Genomic DNA, 16892 nt, shown 5'->3' with positions numbered 1-16892 from the left:
TCCTTATGCTAATGTTTTAAGCCTAACGAATTTCCATGCTTCCCAAATAAGTGGGAGTAGGAGAAGTAATGCATATTTAGATGGTAATGGGGTTAAAACAATAAGAATCATAAAGATCAAATAAACCCAGGTACGGCTAATAAATAGAAATAAAAAGTATAGCGCATAGCCGATAATAAACTGCATATTTATTTCTTGTTTCTGTCTCTTCTCTGGAATTTCAGTGTGAGCTCGAATACTGTATGAACGAAATTCGAAGCGTTCCGGATAACGCTTTACCACATCCAACGCCCTAGTGGCTACAGTTTCTATATCACCTGATTCGAACGAATACTTCACTAATAAGAACTGTGCGTCCATATGCTCCGGTTGAATCGAAAGTAGGTGCTCACAGTCCCGGATAGCATCTGCAAACTGACCACGGTCATAGTAAATCTGGGCGCGATACAGTAAACCATCTGGGTCATCTGGGTAAATGAAAAGAATGTCATTGAATGATTGTAACGCACGTTCTTTATTTTCGATGCGCAAATAATAAATGCCTTGCATACGTATAAGGTCCGGATCTTCTTGATAAAGCTCGTATGCAAAATCTAGCGCACTTTTTGCTGCTTCTAAGTTATTATTCATAAGTGTGTGCTGGACTTCTTCACGTAAATGTAAATACGCTTCAAAATCTAGATCATCACTTTTCTTGAAAATATCATAACGCATTTCCTTTGCACCGTTAATTCTCTCTAGAAGAAATTGTACCGTTTCTTCACCGTATTCAAACTCTAACTCCTCTTCTTGTTCACTAAAGTGGAATACATTGTCGAGAAGTTCCCAAATTGAGCGTGGGAAATGGTAATGATATTCTAAAAACTCTATTAATCTATCTTGAATTGCTGCAGCATGTTCTACGTTCCAGATCACATCGGAACTTAATAAGTCTTCCCAGTTTTTCGGTTCAATCCGTGCAAAGAAATCGTCATACAGCGTCTCGATTTTTTCCATAAATACGTGAACAGGATGCTCTGAAACGAGAGTCGCAGCAAGTTCAGCGTTCCCATCAATCCATGTAGGAAATGCAGGATTGATATAGGAATTCTCTTCGTTTTCATCCGTTTTTTCTAGTTGAGAGGGAGGTGTGCTCTGCATTTGTTTTGCATTTTTTATCGCTTTATCAAATGCTTCTCTCAGTCGCTGATATCCTTCAGGATCGTCTTCGGGATGATAAATCTTTAGAAGTTTTGCATAAGCCTTTTTAATAGCTGCAATATTGTCGGTAGGCTCAATTTCTAACGTTTCCCAAATGCTCATGAATGACTGATCCACCTTTCTATATTCTCTAAATGCTCTTTTAATACACGAGCAGCTTCTTTCACCTTTTTATCATCTTGCGTTGTGAGCACACTTTCAAATTGTTGTAACAAGGTAGCGACTTTTTGGCGTTCGTCACCGAGTAACTCTTCATAGAGCCGCTCGCCTTTTGCGAGCAGTAATCGGTTTTCGGACCGGTCTCGTGGATGAATTTTAATTTCTTTCAATTCCAAAAGTCTGGCTTCGATCTCTTTTTCCGTAAGGTTTCCGGCATTTTGTTGAATAACGGCTCTTTTTTTCTCTCCAGTTGTTGTACTTATCACTTCGACTTCGAGAATACCATTAATATCGTATGTATAACGTACATCAACAGACTCCTTCCCAGCAGGAGCGGGAGGGATTTTGATTTTGAGTTCACCAAGTTTCAAGTTGTTTTTTACTAGACGATGTTCTCCTTGATAAACATCAACAAGTAGCGATTGCTGTCTATCATTGACGGTATAAAGTCGTTCAACTCTGCTTACAGGAATCGGTGTATTTCTCTCGATAATAGGGAAGAAATATCCGGACTCTTTTGTACCGTCTCTAAGTTCTTGAACAACATCTGTTCCTAACGTATATGGACAAACATCAGTTAAGATGACTTCTTCTAACGCTTTGTTCCGTTCTTTTAAGGCAACCTGAATCGCAGCGCCTAAAGCAACCGTTTCATCAGGATTAATATTCGCATAAGGCATACGTCCGAACATTTTAGAAATGACGGATCTGATAAGCGGCATTCTTGTCGCACCGCCAATTAGAATGACAGCATCTAAATCATTAGGATTTAGCGACGCATCACGAAGTGCGCGTTCAATAGGATAGCGAAGGCGTAAGAGAAGCGGAGTTACTAATTTTTCAAATTCGCTTCTGTTAATATGAGTTTCATATGTTTTATTATTGATAGCGACTTTCATACCCGCTGTGGGCCCATCACATAATGTGAGCTTACAACGTTCTGCTTGTGTATAAATTAACGATAAGGTTTTTGAATCAAGTGAATCAGGATCAAGTTTGTGTGACTCTAAGAAAAAGGTCATTAGGCTTTTTGTGAAGTCTTCGCCCCCAAGATAATTATCGCCGGCAATTGATTTAACATCCATCACTCCTTCAAATAATTCCAAAATGGACACGTCGAATGTACCGCCGCCTAAATCAAATACAAGAAACTTTGTTTCTGCCGCTTCCTGGTACAGCCCGTAAGCGATGGCAGCTGCCGTTGGTTCACTAATAAGTCGTTCAACTTTTAATCCCGCAATTTCAGCAGCCCGTTTCGTAGCCTTGCGCTGAGCATCGTTGAAATAAGCTGGTACGCTAATAACAGCACCTGTAACCGATTCATTTAAATAAGCTTCTGCATCTTGTTTTAAAGATTGAATGATAAAAGATGAGAGCTCTTCTGAAGAAAAATTGTATGTACCTAATTGGTATTTTTTTTCTGTTCCCATAAATCGTTTAAACGTTGATGCTGTAACGTGTGGATGGGTAATAAGTCGCTCTTTAGCAATGCGTCCGACTAAAATTTCACCGCTCTCTTCAACGCTGACGACCGATGGTGTAAGATATTCGCCAAGTGCATTCGGGATAAGGGATGCGCCGTTATCCGACCAATAGGCTACTAAACTATTTGTTGTTCCTAAGTCAATTCCAATCGTTGCCATAATAATCTCCTCTCTTTTTCATCTATCTTACTATACCATTATAATAAGGAAAAGTATGAGAAAAATGGAATCATAAGGTTGTATTTCTTGAAGGGGAGGGAATGAAGATCTGACTATTTTAGTAGTTTAGAATAGGGCAGGGATTTTGATAGTTATGAATCTAATTTTCAGCATTAACTCAGTTTTCTCAGAGTGAAATTGAAAAATAAAGTCAGATTTGAGACTCACTATTATGATGCGACAGCACAATCTATATAAATCCACTTTAATTTTTGGACATCTTTGTCTAGCTCTGCCTCCTAGGCCCTCATGTCTAAGAACCTTCCCTAAAAAGAAAAGGGGTTTTTAATATATAAAGGAAGTAAAAAACATAATATATTGATTATCACCAGCAAGAAAAGTATAATAATGGTAGAGATGTAATGAAAGGGGAATTAAGATTCTGCATGTGGCAAATCTTGTAATGATTACGAAATGAAATAAATAGAGTGCTTTTCCTATAAATATCCAAGGGGGGGAGTATGTCTATTTATTGAAACAATAATCATACAAGGGATGCATGGTGTGGAGTTATCATTCCATTTATTAGGCGGATACCTGTGTGTATCGGCTTTTCTTTATGAGAACAATACATCTCTACTTACACATATCATCGTGTCCCTATTTATCCCGCTTTAACGGGCAGTAATTACTCCTACCTCAAAATTCAGCAAAAACAAAGAAGTTAGGTGGGAGATAAACTGCCCGTAAAAGCCCGATTGGTTCAACTAATAATCAGTGGGGGATGAAGAAAATCCCCACTGATTAAAGTTTCACTTTATTAGGGGGAATATAAAATGACGCATTTACAAAATAAAGTTGCACTTATAACAGGGGTAAGTAGTCCTAGAGAGATAGGTACCGCTATATGTCGCAAATTGGCTTCTCAAGGTATAGATATTTTCTTTACACATTGGAATTCTGAGGCTAGTTGGCCGGAGGATTTCCGAGAAGAGATTTTGAAATTAGGAGTTCGTTGTGACAGTCTAGAAATTGATTTATCAGATGCAAATGCTGCATTTAAAATAATGGATACTGTTTCAAAGCAGTTAGGTCCTCTTTCGATTTTAGTTAATAACGCAGCATATTCAACAGGAGATGGATATGCAAAGTTAGATGCTCATATACTTGATAACCATTATGCAGTTAATATGAGATCAACGTTTCTTCTTTGTACGGAATTTGCTCGTCGTTTTGAGACATCGAATATAGGTGCAGGAAGAATTATTAATATGACATCCGGACAAGAATTAGGGCCAATGCCTATGGAATTAGCCTATGCTGCAACAAAAGGAGCAATTGTAGCTTTTACTAAGTCTTTATCAGCAGAACTTGCTCCTTTAGGAATTACGGTTAACGCTGTAAACCCAGGACCAACAGATTCAACGTGGATGACAGATGAAATAAGAAAATACCTTTTACCTAAATTTTTAATGGGACGCATTGGCATGGTAGAAGATGCAGCACACATCGTAGCATTTCTCGCTAGTGACGATGCGAAGTGGATCACGGGTCAAGTGATTAACTCAGAAGGTGGATTTTTGCGAAGTTAAATGAAGGATAAAAGGAACCTGAATTGTAGATACTATTTATGAATTGAATAGCCAGTATATGAAACATGAAGAAGATGAGTTCTATAGTAAACAGGGCTCATCTTCTTCATGTTTCTTTTGATTTAGATAGATAATTACGTTGGGAATGATAATGGCGGAAAGAAGAATAGAAATATAGCATACATAGAATAAGAGAATGCAGTACAGATCAGTATGGTTAGAAACGAAGTGTAGCATAAATGATACATGTTTTATATTGAAAATCATTGACAATAAATATTTTAATAGATTAATTTACAATATTTTGCTATCATAAAAAATGGTTAATATGGGTAAAAAAGGATTAACCTGAATATTGAATCGTACCGTAGAGTTTGTAACTGGCTTAATCGGAGGAATCTTTGGATGCCTATTTTCTGGGCTTGTTGTATTTGGTCTTGTTTCCTACGCTACTTTTGGACATAGCGTATCGTAGGTACATTAGATAATAAAATTATGTAACTATTTCAGTGTTTTAATAAAGTTAGAGTATTGAAATAGTTACATAGAGTAACTATTTAAAACCTAGTGTTAACTGTATGTTAGGCAAGAAGGGGGAATAAAAACTTATATGCGTAGTTTCATTTAATAAGGTTTGAAAGCGCCTTCGTCTTTATAAAACGTAAAAGTTTTTCCAATAAGTAAAAGGGGTTGTCGTATTGAAACAGAAGAAGTTATTGTCACTATTTGTAGTATTTCTTATCTCGTTAACCACGTTTATGCAACCAATGGTCACTTTAGGTGCTGGGAACGATACTGTAAATGGTTCTAAGATTAATCAAGAGTATGTAATTAAGAACCCAGATGGAACTCCAAAAGTAGAGTTCAAAAGAGGTGAACAAGTTACTTATAATATAAACGTAGCAACTAAAGGAGACCCTAATACCGGTGTTGCTTTAGACTACAAAGTTAGATTAGAGTTACAGGATGCTAGGGCTTATCTTATTGAGATTCCAAAACATCAAGGTTATATTAGTGACGTAAAAGGTTTTGTAGAAAATGGTAAAAGGGTAGCGGTTATTTCACTATCAAAAGTACCTAATGATACTAAAGTAACGATTCCTGTCAAGTTTAATTTTCATGACGATGCATCTAACGGTCATACAGTAACCCTAAGTGCAACATTACAGTCAGACACAGGAGAAAATTTAGCTTTTGCTAATGATGTATCGTTTAAGGTTTTTGTATCTGTAACTCCTAAAGTAACAAAAGATGTTGAGGGTAAAGACCATTTAGAAATTGCAAAAGGTAAAGAGTTTAATTACAATTTAAAAACAGTAGTACCAGAAAACTTAAAGGGATATGAGTCTTTAACTCTTTCTGATACATTAGATAACAATTTAACAATTGTAGGTACAAAAGTACTTGTTGATGGAAAAGAATCAGAATTAAAAGCTAATGTTAATAAACAGTTGGTAACATTAAAATTAACTCGTGAGCAATTAGAAGTTATCAAAGGTAAAGAGATTAAAGTTGTAGTTACATCCAAGATTAACGAAAACGCACCTATTGAAATTATAAGTAGCAAAGCAACTATTCGATTAAACGATAACCCTTCGGAAGATTCTAATGTTGTAACGGTAATTCCTACTAAAGAAGAACCAACTAAAGAGGAACCAACTAAAGAGGAACCAACTAAAGAGGAACCAACTAAAGAGGAACCAACTAAAGGGGAACCAACTAAAGAGGAACCAACTAAAGAGGAACCAACTAAAGAGGAACCAACTAAAGAGGAACCAACTAAAGGGGAATCAACTAAAGAGGAACCTAAGCAACCGCAAAAAGAAATTCCTAAGATGAATCAAACTAATAATTCAACAGTTACTCTAATTGGTACATTGTTAGTATTAGGAGCATTATTTTCGTTCTTTATTGTAAGACGTAGGAAGAATTCTTAATATGGTAATAAAGAAACCTTCATGCATAAGTATGAAGGTTTCTTTATTACAGTTGAACCATATTGAGAACAGCAGATATTAAAATGTTTAGTATATTTTAATAGGAGACTAGGAGGTTTAATATGAAAAAGAAATTCTTATATGTGTTAATCGGATTAATTTTTGTAACTGGGATTGGTTTAATTGTGTACCAACCTCTTTTTAATTATTATGTAATCCCTAAACAATTAGAAAAATCGTATGAAGAAAACTATAACAAAATAACTACAAATGGGATAAAAGAGAACGTATACAATTCAAGTAAAAAGGAAAATGCTTTTGATTACGATAGTGTACAAAGTGTAGACGAGTTTGATTTTAATTCTGTAAAAGGTAAATTAGATAAAAGCATGATTATCGGGTTGATTTACATTCCGAATGTACATATTAAACTCCCTATTTTATACGGTACAAATTATGAGACAATGATGCTAGGTGCAGGTACTTTAAAACCAAATATGACGATGGGTGTAGGAAACTATGTACTTGGTAGTCATAGTATGAGAAATAAAGAGCTATTATTTACACCTACAAGAAATATGGGTAAAGGAGATTTAATATATTTAACAGATAAGGAGTATGTATATACGTATAAAACAACTTCAAAAGATGTTATTTCTCCAAAGGAAACACATGTAATGGATGATAAGAATGGGTTAAATGAAGTAACATTGATAAGTTGTTATGACAGTAAAGGGGAAGCAAGATTAGTAGTAAAAGGGAGATTAGAATCAAAGAAAAAGCTAGAAGAGGTAGATGGAAAAGTTAAGTCTCAACTAACAAGTTATTAAGAGTTTCAATAATTTAGTGGAGTTAATATAGTCATATAGACACGACTTAGTTAAGTACTTACAATGGATTTCAAGGAGGAAGTGCTCGTATGACAAACAAGAAATTTAATGAAGAGTTTAAATGATGGTTGAGTTATATTGTTTGGGGCAACCTGTAAAACAATTAAGCAGCGAGTATGGGGTTCAGCTCATTGCCATAAAGTTTAGACAAACTTGTATCGGGATGCTATTAATAGAAAGAAAAGTAAGGGCAGCGGAGAGATACACATATCTCGGCTGCCCTAATCGTATACTATATAGAGTTTGTCCGCTTTTTAACAATCGGAACATGAAGAAAGTAATTCATAATTTATATAACTAGAGTCATAGTAAATAAATTGGTTTCCTCCTAAATTTAACCATCCATTTTGTTCGTAATATACTTTATAGGATTCATTATGATGTAATGTTCGAATCACATTGCCGCTTGTAGAAGGTTGATCTCTTAAATTCACATTATCACCTGTAATCGTAGCAACACCTATATAGTTGCAATAACAAATATAACTAGGATCATAATAAATAAATTCATTTCCCCCTAAGTTTAACCATCCATTTTGTTCGTAAAATACTTTATAAGACTCATTACGATGTAATGTCCCAATGACATTGCCGCTTGTAGAAGGTTGATCTCTTACATTCACATTATCACCTGCGATTGTAGCAACTCCTATAAAGGAGCTGTTAGGTCCATTATTATTGTTATTAATATTCAAATCTACATAGGCTATATTACAATCGACATTCCCGTTAATGCCTTGTACACTTCCGGTATCTGTGTATTGCCAAATATCACAATCCATTCCTGGACCCCTTGTATTATAACGTGCGACCCACAATAAAGTATTTTGTAAACGTGAAGGGTTTAGACTATTCTGGAAGAAATATAAATTGCTATAAACTCCGGTACTAGTATACCCTGCATTTTTTAATTCTGTTAAAAATGCATTCACAGCATCTGTTAATGTATCCGGATCTAAATTTCTATCATTGACTTCTACATCGACAAATACAGGGGCAGTTAATGTTACGCTCTGTAAATTTTTAATGAAGAAAGCAGCCTCTTGTTTCGCATCATTAACAGAAATTGCTCGAAAAAAGTGGTAAGCCCCTGTCAGGATGCCAACATTATTAGCGCCATTGATGTTGTATTGAAAGGTTGGATCTACATAATTGGTACCTTGCTCAGAACCCTCTGTTACTTTTGTAATCATAAAGTTTACTTGGTTAGGATCATTCTTTACTTGATTCCAATCAATTGTCCCTTCATGGTGACTGACATCAATTCCAAAAGACATAATATAACACTCCTAAACTGTTTATTTAATATTTTGAGGTATTATACTACTTTATATTCTAAATCTTTTAAATTGTTAATAAATGTTTAAAGAGATTTATACCATTTCTACTATTTGTGATAAGTGTGTTTATGTTAATGTTAAATAAGAAAAGACATCCAAAAGGATGTCTTTTCTTGTTTTCTAGATCTACATATTAATTGGGTTTGATAGAGTTGGGTTTTTACTGTAAAGATGGTGATTCTTAACTAGAAAATTTAATTACTCGAAAATTATCTCCTTGTATATTTCTAATATCTAAAGCTTCTCTATCGTTAGTATGTCCTGTTAAATAAACAGTTTCTGCATCCTTTTTTACTACAAACATTGCATGATAGTAACTTCCGCCTGATTTTTTTTGAAGTTGTATAACATCTCCAACTTCAATATCTCTCATAATATTTAATTTATCTGGTGTAATTACTTTTTGAGTTTTACTCCAAAAAGTATAAAAATCTTCGACGTTTATCCATGTACTAGATTCAGTAAAAATATTATATCCTTGTTTTTTGCTGTACCAGTAATTTTTATTTGTATCAATTCCTGAAGGTGGTATAGTTGATGGAAGTGTTTCTTTTATTCCGCCAGCTTTTAGAATTTGAGAGACATAATTCATACAATCGTTTGGATCCCATTTTGCATACTCAGGATTCCTCTTATTCCACCAGTTATTCGCATAATCTAATGCATTTTTTATATTAAGTTGTTGATTTTCTGCTAAATTATTAGTCACTAATTCATCTTGGTTTTTTTGATAGTTATCTATTGTTGATGCTAAAGCAATTGTATTGTCTAGTGTATTTTGAGTGACCAAAATGCCAAAAAATAATGTTGTGTACATAATTTTTTTCTTAAATTTCATACAAACCTCTCCTTACTATTGTTTTGGTGATACCGCGTACATTTTATATAATTAAGAGATTCCTTTGTTTTATTTTTTTAATAGGTTATTTATGTTAATCGGAAATAAATTTTATTAAACTCGGATCATTTTTATATACTATCAAAAATTTGATATTGTAAATTCTTCCACAAACTAACGAAGAAACCTTTTAAAAAGAGTTGAGAAATAAAATATCAATATACATATAAATCCCCCTGTTTTAATTCATCATAAATAAATTCTGTTTTATTGGTGACTGTTGCTGAATCAAATCATCTCGTTTACGAATACAGTATCACTATGATACAATATGGATATTAATTCCAGAGAGGATGATGGGTGGACGATGATTAACTAATCTTATTTTTAAATGTTGAAATTGGATATTTCAATTTACAAAAAATAGGATTAGTCTGCCCATTTTCTATAAGAACGTATTGCTATTTCATACAATAGCTTATTTGGGTATAAATCATATAACGACTAATCCTGCCAAATATAATTGGGAGGATTTTTTGTTCTCCTTTTATAGAAAGGGATGGATAGTATGAAGGAACTTTTAAAATTAAAAGATGTTTATGTAGAAATCATGGAAAATACCTTGTTAGAACAAATAAATGCTACAGTGAAACAGGGAGATATCATCGGAGTAATTGGAAAAAATGGTGCTGGAAAATCCACCTTGTTACAGTTGATAAATGGAAAAATAGGACCAACAAAGGGGCAACTAGAATGGCAACAGACGAACGTAACGATGGCATATGTTGAACAAGAAAAAGAGGCATTTACATCTAAAGAAGTAACAATAGTAGAAGCGGAACTTCTTGCAAAGTGGAGCGTACCAACAAACGATTTTCATACGTTAAGTGGTGGAGAAAAACTTAAAATCCGGCTTGCGAAAGGATTTGCGCAAAATCCAACTCTTTTAATGCTAGATGAACCGACAAATCATTTAGATGAAAATAGTACAGAACTTCTTATTGAACAGATAAAAAGCTATAGTAGAACAATCATTGTCGTATCACATGATCGTTATTTCTTAGATGCTGTTGCAACGAAGATTTGGTCGATAGAAGATAGAAAACTAATTGAGCATAAAGGGAATTATACGAGTTATATGAAAGCTCGAGAACAAAAAAGGCTCACTCAGCAACGCAAATATGAAAAGCAACAAAAAAACATTGAACGTATACAATCACAAATAAAAGAATTAACATCATGGTCGCAAAAAGCACATGCACAGTCAACAAAAAAAGAGGGATTTAAAGAATACTATCGTGTTAAGGCAAAGCGAACGGATGCGCAAGTTAAGTCAAAACAAAAACGTCTGGAAAAAGAGCTTGAAAAAACGAAAATAGAGCGTGTTAAGCCAGACCCAACTGTAGAGTTTTCCATTCAAGCAAATAAAAAGGTAGGAAAGCGTTTTTTAGAAGTGAAACAATTAAAAAAATGTTTTAAGGGAAGAACATTATTTGAGAAAGTTAATTTTACAATTCAACATGGTGAAAAAATTGCAATAGTTGGTCCTAATGGTTGCGGGAAAACAACATTATTGAAGATGATTATGGGACAGGAAACAGTTGAAGGAGAAGTATGGATTTCACCATCTGCAAACATTGGTTATTTAACACAAGAAGTATTTGATTTACCACTTGAAAAAACACCAGAACAATTATTTTATAAAGAGACTTTTGAAGAAAGAGGAAAAGTACAAAATGTAATGAAGCATTTAGGCTTTACATCTTCTCAATGGAAAGAGCCGATCAAGCACATGAGTATGGGTGAGCGTGTAAAGTGTAAGCTCATGGCGTACATTTTAGATGAAAAAGATGTACTTATTTTAGATGAACCGACAAATCATCTTGACTTACCTTCACGCGAACAGCTTGAAAATACATTAGCGCAATATAATGGTACCTTGCTTATTGTTTCGCATGATCGGTACTTCCTTGAAAAAACAGCTAACAGCAGACTCGTGTTTTCAAACAATAGCATCCAAAAGCAATTGAAGGAACCATCTCAAAAAAGAGATAGCCTCGCTGAATTACGTTTAAAGCTTGAAACAGAGAGACAAGAAGTTTTAGGAAAACTCAGCTTTTTAACTCTTAAAGATGAAGAATACATGGAACTTGATAAAAGATTCAAAGAACTTACAAAGCAAATGAAGGAGCTTTAATTGAAAATATTTGTATAAGAATGTATTAGCTGCTCAGAAAAAAAGAAAAGCTGATCTTCCTTAGTTTAGAGGAAATCAGCTTTTCTTTTTCATTTGCTTAGTGTACAAAATTTAAGCCATCGCCATCAAATTAAAAATTGGTTTTGGGGGATTATTTTTTTCTTTTATAAACGCTTTATTTACCAGACAGGTTTTAAGCTTGATGATAATTTGCCCTCATTTGCTTCATAAACTAATTTTGTTAAATCTTCTTTGAGCATTTGCATTCGTTCAGCACCGATCTTTTCAATCCAGCGCCCTTCAATCTCAGTTAGTATCTCATCTTTTGTTTTCACCGCTAACCAACCTCGTTCGGTCAAAACAATAATTTTTCCTCTCTTATCAGTGGGATGAGTTTGACGCATTACATAACCACTTTTCTCAAGATGATCCACCATTTTACTCACAGCTTGCTTTGTAATTCCTAAGTATTCAGCTAGTTCTATACCTGTCGCTCCATTAGGGGTGATACGTTTAAACATAAAACCATGTGCAGGTCTAATATCTCCAAACCCTAATTCACTCATTCTGTCATTTAGTTCATCAATCAAAGTACTAAAGGATAATGACAAAAGTGATGTAAGATCCAATTTACTAAATACTTGATGATTCATACTTAAAACCTCCTTGAATAAAGTCAATTAAGTTGACTTTATTTGAATTCCATTGTACTATACGCAATATAGTCAATCAAATTGACTATATTGCGATAATGAAAGAAACAGGATTCACCGAAATAAAAATGAATAAATTATGATGGGTTCCCTTGCTATGAATTTTATAAACAAACAGATTTTGGTCCATTTGAATTCATATATATACATGATTTCAGAGAAACTGGTGATATTCCCGAAGCGCTAGCTGGAGAAATGGAATACAGTTTTAAAACGACAATATAGATATAAAGTGAAACTTCCGTCAGTGGAGGTTTTCTTCATCCCCCACCTATCTTCTTTAGAAAAGCGGAAGCGGCTCGCTCAGAAACGCAGGACGCCCACGCCCCTGACAAAGAGGCGCTTTTTGCCTCGTCAGAGGGGGCGAAACGACCGGAGATTCTAGCCGCTAGAGCTGGACAACGCTTCTCTCTGAATCTTGAGGTGGGGGTCTTACTGCCCACGAATAGCGGGATAAATATGAATCAAAAGATATCGCTATTTAAATAAGAAGCAGCAATTGATTATGCGAAAGAAATTGCGGCCTGTTTTGCGGGGGGTTCAATGTTATGTATTACCCAAAATAAAATTAGAATTACAGAGGTGTGTCTCATGACTAATATCGTTAAAATTAGAGCAAGTGTATTTATTCCAATGTCTTGGACTGAACCTAGGAAGGATATTCAAACAGGAAACGTAATTCAATTCGAAGGTGATTCACGTGAATTTACACCTTATGCTGTAAACGCTATGCGTTCCAGAGTGGAACAAGAAGTAGTTGTAGATTTTTACAAAAAAGAAATTTTCACATATGCGAATACTGGCATAACAACAGAAAGAGTCACAACTTCAGATGGTTCCGTTAATAAAAGAACAGGAAAAGCGAGTACAGAAGGTATTTTGTGCACTGATATTGTATGGGGTTCTGATGACGTCAAATTTCAAATGGGTGCAAGTGCTAGCAACCCATTAAATGTATATGCACCTCCCGTTGACTACCTATTAACAGTACATGTCAAAAAAGATGGTACTGTCGATATTCAAGGTACACATGATGGATTTCCTTGTTTTGAATTTTATAAGCAAGTAAATTTTGGGCCGTTTGAACAGATTTATACACATGATTTCAGAGAAACTGGTGATACTCCTGAAGCACTAGCCGGAGAAATGGAGTATAGCTTTAAAAAAACAGTGTAGATACTTTATTAGACGTGTACTGAGCGGTGGATGTTGTAGAAGAGGAAAAGTTGTTTCATTTCCATGAAAGGCCGTCCTATAAGAGCAAATATACAAATTGTTTTAAAGGTTGTTGCACAAGAAGCGATGGAGCAAGTATTAGAGAATATGGCAATGGAACAACTCGTTACATCATTTATAGAACCTCCTCAAATAAGGTCAATTAAGTTGACTTTATTTGAATTTTATTGTACTATGCATAACATAGTCAATTGGGTTGACTATGTTGTTTTTGTTATAAAAGAAATGGGATACCCATTTTTAATGTGTAAATATAGAACAACGTAAGAGTGAGTAACAGGAGGAAAAGAGAATGACAACAGTTTTATTTGTAAGAGCAAACAATCGTCCAGCAGATCAGGCGGTTAGTGTGAAATTATATGAGGCTTTTTTAGCGAGCTATAAAGAATCACATCCAAACGATACAGTGGTAGAGCTTGATTTATACAATGAAGAATTGCCATATGTAGGAGTAGATATGATTAACGGTACATTTAAGGTTAGTAGAGGACTTGATTTAACAGCAGAAGAAGCAAAAGCTGTGGCTGTGGCTGATAAATATTTAGATCAATTCCTTGCAGCTGATAAAGTTGTATTTGGTTTCCCGTTATGGAACTTAACAATCCCAGCTGTACTACACACATATATTGATTACTTAAACCGCGCGGGCAAAACATTTAAATATACGCCAGAAGGTCCGGTAGGTCTTATCGGGGATAAGAAAATTGCACTATTAAACGCAAGTGGCGGTGTATATTCTGAAGGACCAAAAGCTGAAATGGAAATGGCTGTTAAATATGTAGCAAGTATGATGAACTTCTTCGGTGTAAAAGATATGGAGAAAGTAGTGATTGAAGGTCACAACCAATTCCCTGATAAAGCAGAAGAAATTATTGCTGCAGGGCTTGAAACGGCTGTTAAAGTAGCAAGTACGTTCTAATTAACAAAACACTTGTCATTCAATATGGCAGTACCAACACTTTTATAGCGGTGGTACTGCTTTTTTATTCTACTTTTGGGTGATAAGAACATAAACGATAGAAAGCAGGATTACATTATAATGGAACGATTATGGACAAAGAACTATATAATGCTGACAATTACAGCATTATTACTATTTAGTGGTTTTTATTTACTCATGCCAACACTACCGATGTTTATTAAACAATTAGGTGGGAGTGAATCTCAAGTTGGATTTATTATTGGAGTGTTTACAATATCGGCAGTCATTTTACGTCCTATTGTTGGCGGATTAATGGATCGATATGGCAGGCGCGTATTTATAATAAGCGGACTACTATTTTTTGCAATTACAATGTATTTTTACGATTGGGTAACAGGTGTTATATTTTTAGTGGTATTACGTATCCTTCATGGAATTAGCTGGGCAATTGCTACAACTTCGATCGGAACGGCCGTGACTGATGTGATTCCACCATCTCGTCGCGGAGAAGGCATGGGATGGTATGGACTGGCAATGACTTTAGGGATGGCTTTAGGACCAATATTAGGTCTTTGGGTAGCAAAATCATTTTCATTTCATTATCTATTTCTTCTATGCACAGCATTAGCACTTATTGCATTCATACTCGCATTTGGTACAAAAATTCCAGCAGTTCAAAGTGCAGCAAAAAAACCAATATCATTTTTTGAAAAAACCGTTTTACCAATCGCTATTGTTACATTTTTTCTATCCCTTACTTTTGGAGGCATTACCACATTTTTACCGCTGTTTGCGGCAAAAATTCAAGTTAATGTTGGTACTTTTTTCTTAGTTTATGCTGTCACACTTACAGTAATTAGGCCACTTGCAGGGAAGATATCCGATAAACATGGAGAAGGGGTCATTATTGTTCCTGCACTTTGTACACTGATAGTCGCACTATTAGTCCTAGCAATGACAAAAGGGCTTGTTGGACTAATTATTACAGCTATTTTGTATGGAATTGGATTTGGAGCAGCGCAACCTGCTCTTCAAATAGTAACTATACGATTAGCTCCACCAGAGAAAAGAGGTGTAGCAAACGCTACATTTTTTACTGCTTTTGATTTAGGGATTGGTTTGGGGTCTATTCTTCTAGGATTTGTTTCACAGCTCATGGGATATCAAATGCTATTTATTGTTTGTGCTGTATCTGGGTTTATTAGTCTGTTCATTTTTATTTTGTTGGTAAAAAAGACACTAAAATAATTTTTAATTTATGAAAAAAGCGCTATTCTTTTTGTAGAAATGTATAAAAAGGATAGCGTTTTTTATGAACTTTTCGATGCAAGATGATTTTCATTTGTTTGCTGAAAAACTACCATTATCTTTCTAGGCTGTATATGAAAAAGCCCATTTGTTTAGACAATGGGCTTTTTTTCTCAGGGCTAGTGAGTACTAACCACTAAGACGGTTTGATGGAAAATTTATTGTAACACAATTGTTTTTATCTGAAAATACGAAATCATATGCAATATTGCATATGATACAAATATTACTTCGTGCTATATTAAAAATGTGGGGGGAATAGTATGCAAAAAGTTTTTGTGGGGAGTTTAGTAGCATTAGCGATGCTAACGTGTATGTCTTTTGAACGTAACGAAGTTGCAATGAATCCTAAAGAGGACACTGAAGAAGGCGATTTAATGTCTATCTTGCCATTTGAGTATTGATAAAAAAGAAACAATCGCTTATAACAGGAGATTGTTTCTTTTTTATTAATTTTCCTTCCCATATTTCGTATAAATATACTGTTTCACATCTTCTTGTGATAGATTTCTTTCATTCTTCTTGTTGTAAATTTTGTGCACGATCCCCAGAAATCCTTTTTATATCTAATCTTCTTTTTCGAGCCCATTCATTTTTAGATTCATATAATAAACCAATCTAAATATCAACGGAAAAAACAAAGATCCTATTAGGGATGGAAGAAATACTGTATTAAAAAGTGAACATACTCCAAAAAATATCACCGCAAAAAAGTAGAGCACAATAGCATTCCAATAAACAAAGCGTGAAAATTTAGTTTGGAACGTGTTACCTTTTTTGCAAGGTTTACCAAATATAAATTGGACAAATTTAATCAATGTAATCACTTCTTTCTGTAATAATCAAGGTTTTTATTCTATTAGAAATGGCTTCGCCTAATTATAGTGCGGTAAAAGTTTCAATTCCATCTGTTTTTT

At 34.6% G+C, this 16892-nt stretch carries 15 protein-coding genes and 1 pseudogene; 10 read left to right on the top strand and 6 right to left on the bottom strand.

From position 1 onward, the window contains the following. Positions 1 to 3 precede the first annotated feature (3 nt). On the bottom strand, positions 4 to 1302 hold the full coding sequence (locus WAZ07_RS10210) for a J domain-containing protein (protein WP_336472343.1): 1299 nt from the start codon (positions 1300 to 1302) through the stop codon (positions 4 to 6). After that, positions 1299 to 3002 carry a molecular chaperone HscC gene (locus WAZ07_RS10205; RefSeq protein ID WP_336472342.1) on the bottom strand — a complete coding sequence of 568 codons (1704 nt, stop codon included), beginning with the start codon at positions 3000 to 3002 and terminating at the stop codon, positions 1299 to 1301. Before WAZ07_RS10205 ends, WAZ07_RS10210 begins: the two co-directional genes overlap by 4 nt. A gap of 836 nt (positions 3003 to 3838) precedes the next feature. On the opposite strand from WAZ07_RS10205, the gene WAZ07_RS10200 reads away from it, so the two are divergent. From WAZ07_RS10200 to WAZ07_RS10190, 3 genes are all read left to right on the top strand, one after another. Further along, entirely contained in the window at positions 3839 to 4594 is a 756-nt protein-coding gene (locus WAZ07_RS10200) for an SDR family oxidoreductase (protein ID WP_336472341.1), read from the top strand. Between the two features lie 698 nt (positions 4595 to 5292). Continuing rightward, on the top strand, positions 5293 to 6531 hold the full coding sequence (locus WAZ07_RS10195; RefSeq protein ID WP_336472340.1) for an isopeptide-forming domain-containing fimbrial protein: 1239 nt from the start codon (positions 5293 to 5295) through the stop codon (positions 6529 to 6531). A 122-nt stretch (positions 6532 to 6653) separates the two neighbouring features. Beyond that, the gene (locus tag WAZ07_RS10190; protein WP_336472339.1) at positions 6654 to 7361 is read left to right on the top strand and encodes a class A sortase; all 708 of its coding nucleotides are present in this window, start codon (positions 6654 to 6656) and stop codon (positions 7359 to 7361) included. Between the two features lie 314 nt (positions 7362 to 7675). Here WAZ07_RS10190 and WAZ07_RS10185 read toward each other — a convergent pair whose 3' ends face one another. Then, positions 7676 to 8698 carry a GH25 family lysozyme gene (locus WAZ07_RS10185; RefSeq protein WP_336472338.1) on the bottom strand — a complete coding sequence of 341 codons (1023 nt, stop codon included), beginning with the start codon at positions 8696 to 8698 and terminating at the stop codon, positions 7676 to 7678. 244 nt (positions 8699 to 8942) lie between these two features. Continuing rightward, positions 8943 to 9599 carry an amidase domain-containing protein gene (locus WAZ07_RS10180; RefSeq protein ID WP_336472337.1) on the bottom strand — a complete coding sequence of 219 codons (657 nt, stop codon included), beginning with the start codon at positions 9597 to 9599 and terminating at the stop codon, positions 8943 to 8945. Positions 9600 to 10167: 568 nt separating this feature from the next. Between WAZ07_RS10180 and abc-f the strand changes: the two genes are divergently transcribed. Beyond that, the gene (gene abc-f / locus WAZ07_RS10175) at positions 10168 to 11796 is read left to right on the top strand and encodes a ribosomal protection-like ABC-F family protein (protein ID WP_336472336.1); all 1629 of its coding nucleotides are present in this window, start codon (positions 10168 to 10170) and stop codon (positions 11794 to 11796) included. A gap of 179 nt (positions 11797 to 11975) precedes the next feature. Here the strand turns inward: abc-f and WAZ07_RS10170 are convergent, their stop codons facing one another. Continuing rightward, positions 11976 to 12449 (bottom strand): MarR family winged helix-turn-helix transcriptional regulator, encoded by a 474-nt coding sequence (locus tag WAZ07_RS10170; RefSeq protein WP_336472335.1) that lies wholly within the window; start codon positions 12447 to 12449, stop codon positions 11976 to 11978. Positions 12450 to 12587: 138 nt separating this feature from the next. Between WAZ07_RS10170 and WAZ07_RS10165 the strand changes: the two are divergent. The 6 genes and pseudogenes from WAZ07_RS10165 to WAZ07_RS10140 form a co-directional block, all read left to right on the top strand. Beyond that, a pseudogene (locus tag WAZ07_RS10165) lies at positions 12588 to 12734 on the top strand (DUF3238 domain-containing protein); the annotation flags it as partial. Between the two features lie 366 nt (positions 12735 to 13100). Next, positions 13101 to 13685, top strand: coding sequence for a DUF3238 domain-containing protein (locus WAZ07_RS10160; RefSeq protein ID WP_090918324.1), 585 nt, complete (start codon positions 13101 to 13103; stop codon positions 13683 to 13685). Between the two features lie 63 nt (positions 13686 to 13748). Further along, positions 13749 to 14012, top strand: coding sequence for a hypothetical protein (locus tag WAZ07_RS10155; protein ID WP_336472334.1), 264 nt, complete (start codon positions 13749 to 13751; stop codon positions 14010 to 14012). A gap of 25 nt (positions 14013 to 14037) precedes the next feature. Beyond that, positions 14038 to 14664, top strand: coding sequence for an FMN-dependent NADH-azoreductase (locus WAZ07_RS10150; RefSeq protein WP_336472333.1), 627 nt, complete (start codon positions 14038 to 14040; stop codon positions 14662 to 14664). 120 nt (positions 14665 to 14784) lie between these two features. Further along, positions 14785 to 15915 carry an MFS transporter gene (locus WAZ07_RS10145; RefSeq protein WP_336472332.1) on the top strand — a complete coding sequence of 377 codons (1131 nt, stop codon included), beginning with the start codon at positions 14785 to 14787 and terminating at the stop codon, positions 15913 to 15915. Between the two features lie 323 nt (positions 15916 to 16238). Continuing rightward, positions 16239 to 16379 carry a hypothetical protein gene (locus WAZ07_RS10140; RefSeq protein WP_170857670.1) on the top strand — a complete coding sequence of 47 codons (141 nt, stop codon included), beginning with the start codon at positions 16239 to 16241 and terminating at the stop codon, positions 16377 to 16379. Between the two features lie 162 nt (positions 16380 to 16541). Here the strand turns inward: WAZ07_RS10140 and WAZ07_RS10135 are convergent, their stop codons facing one another. Then, a complete protein-coding gene (locus tag WAZ07_RS10135) occupies positions 16542 to 16793 on the bottom strand; it encodes a hypothetical protein (protein ID WP_336472331.1) in 252 nt (83 codons plus the stop codon). Positions 16794 to 16892: the final 99 nt, after the last annotated feature.

Origin of the sequence: Bacillus bruguierae (assembly GCF_037104725.1) — a bacterium.
Lineage (GTDB): Bacteria > Bacillota > Bacilli > Bacillales > Bacillaceae_G > Bacillus_A > Bacillus_A bruguierae.
This window is presented reverse-complemented; position numbering and strand designations above follow the sequence as displayed.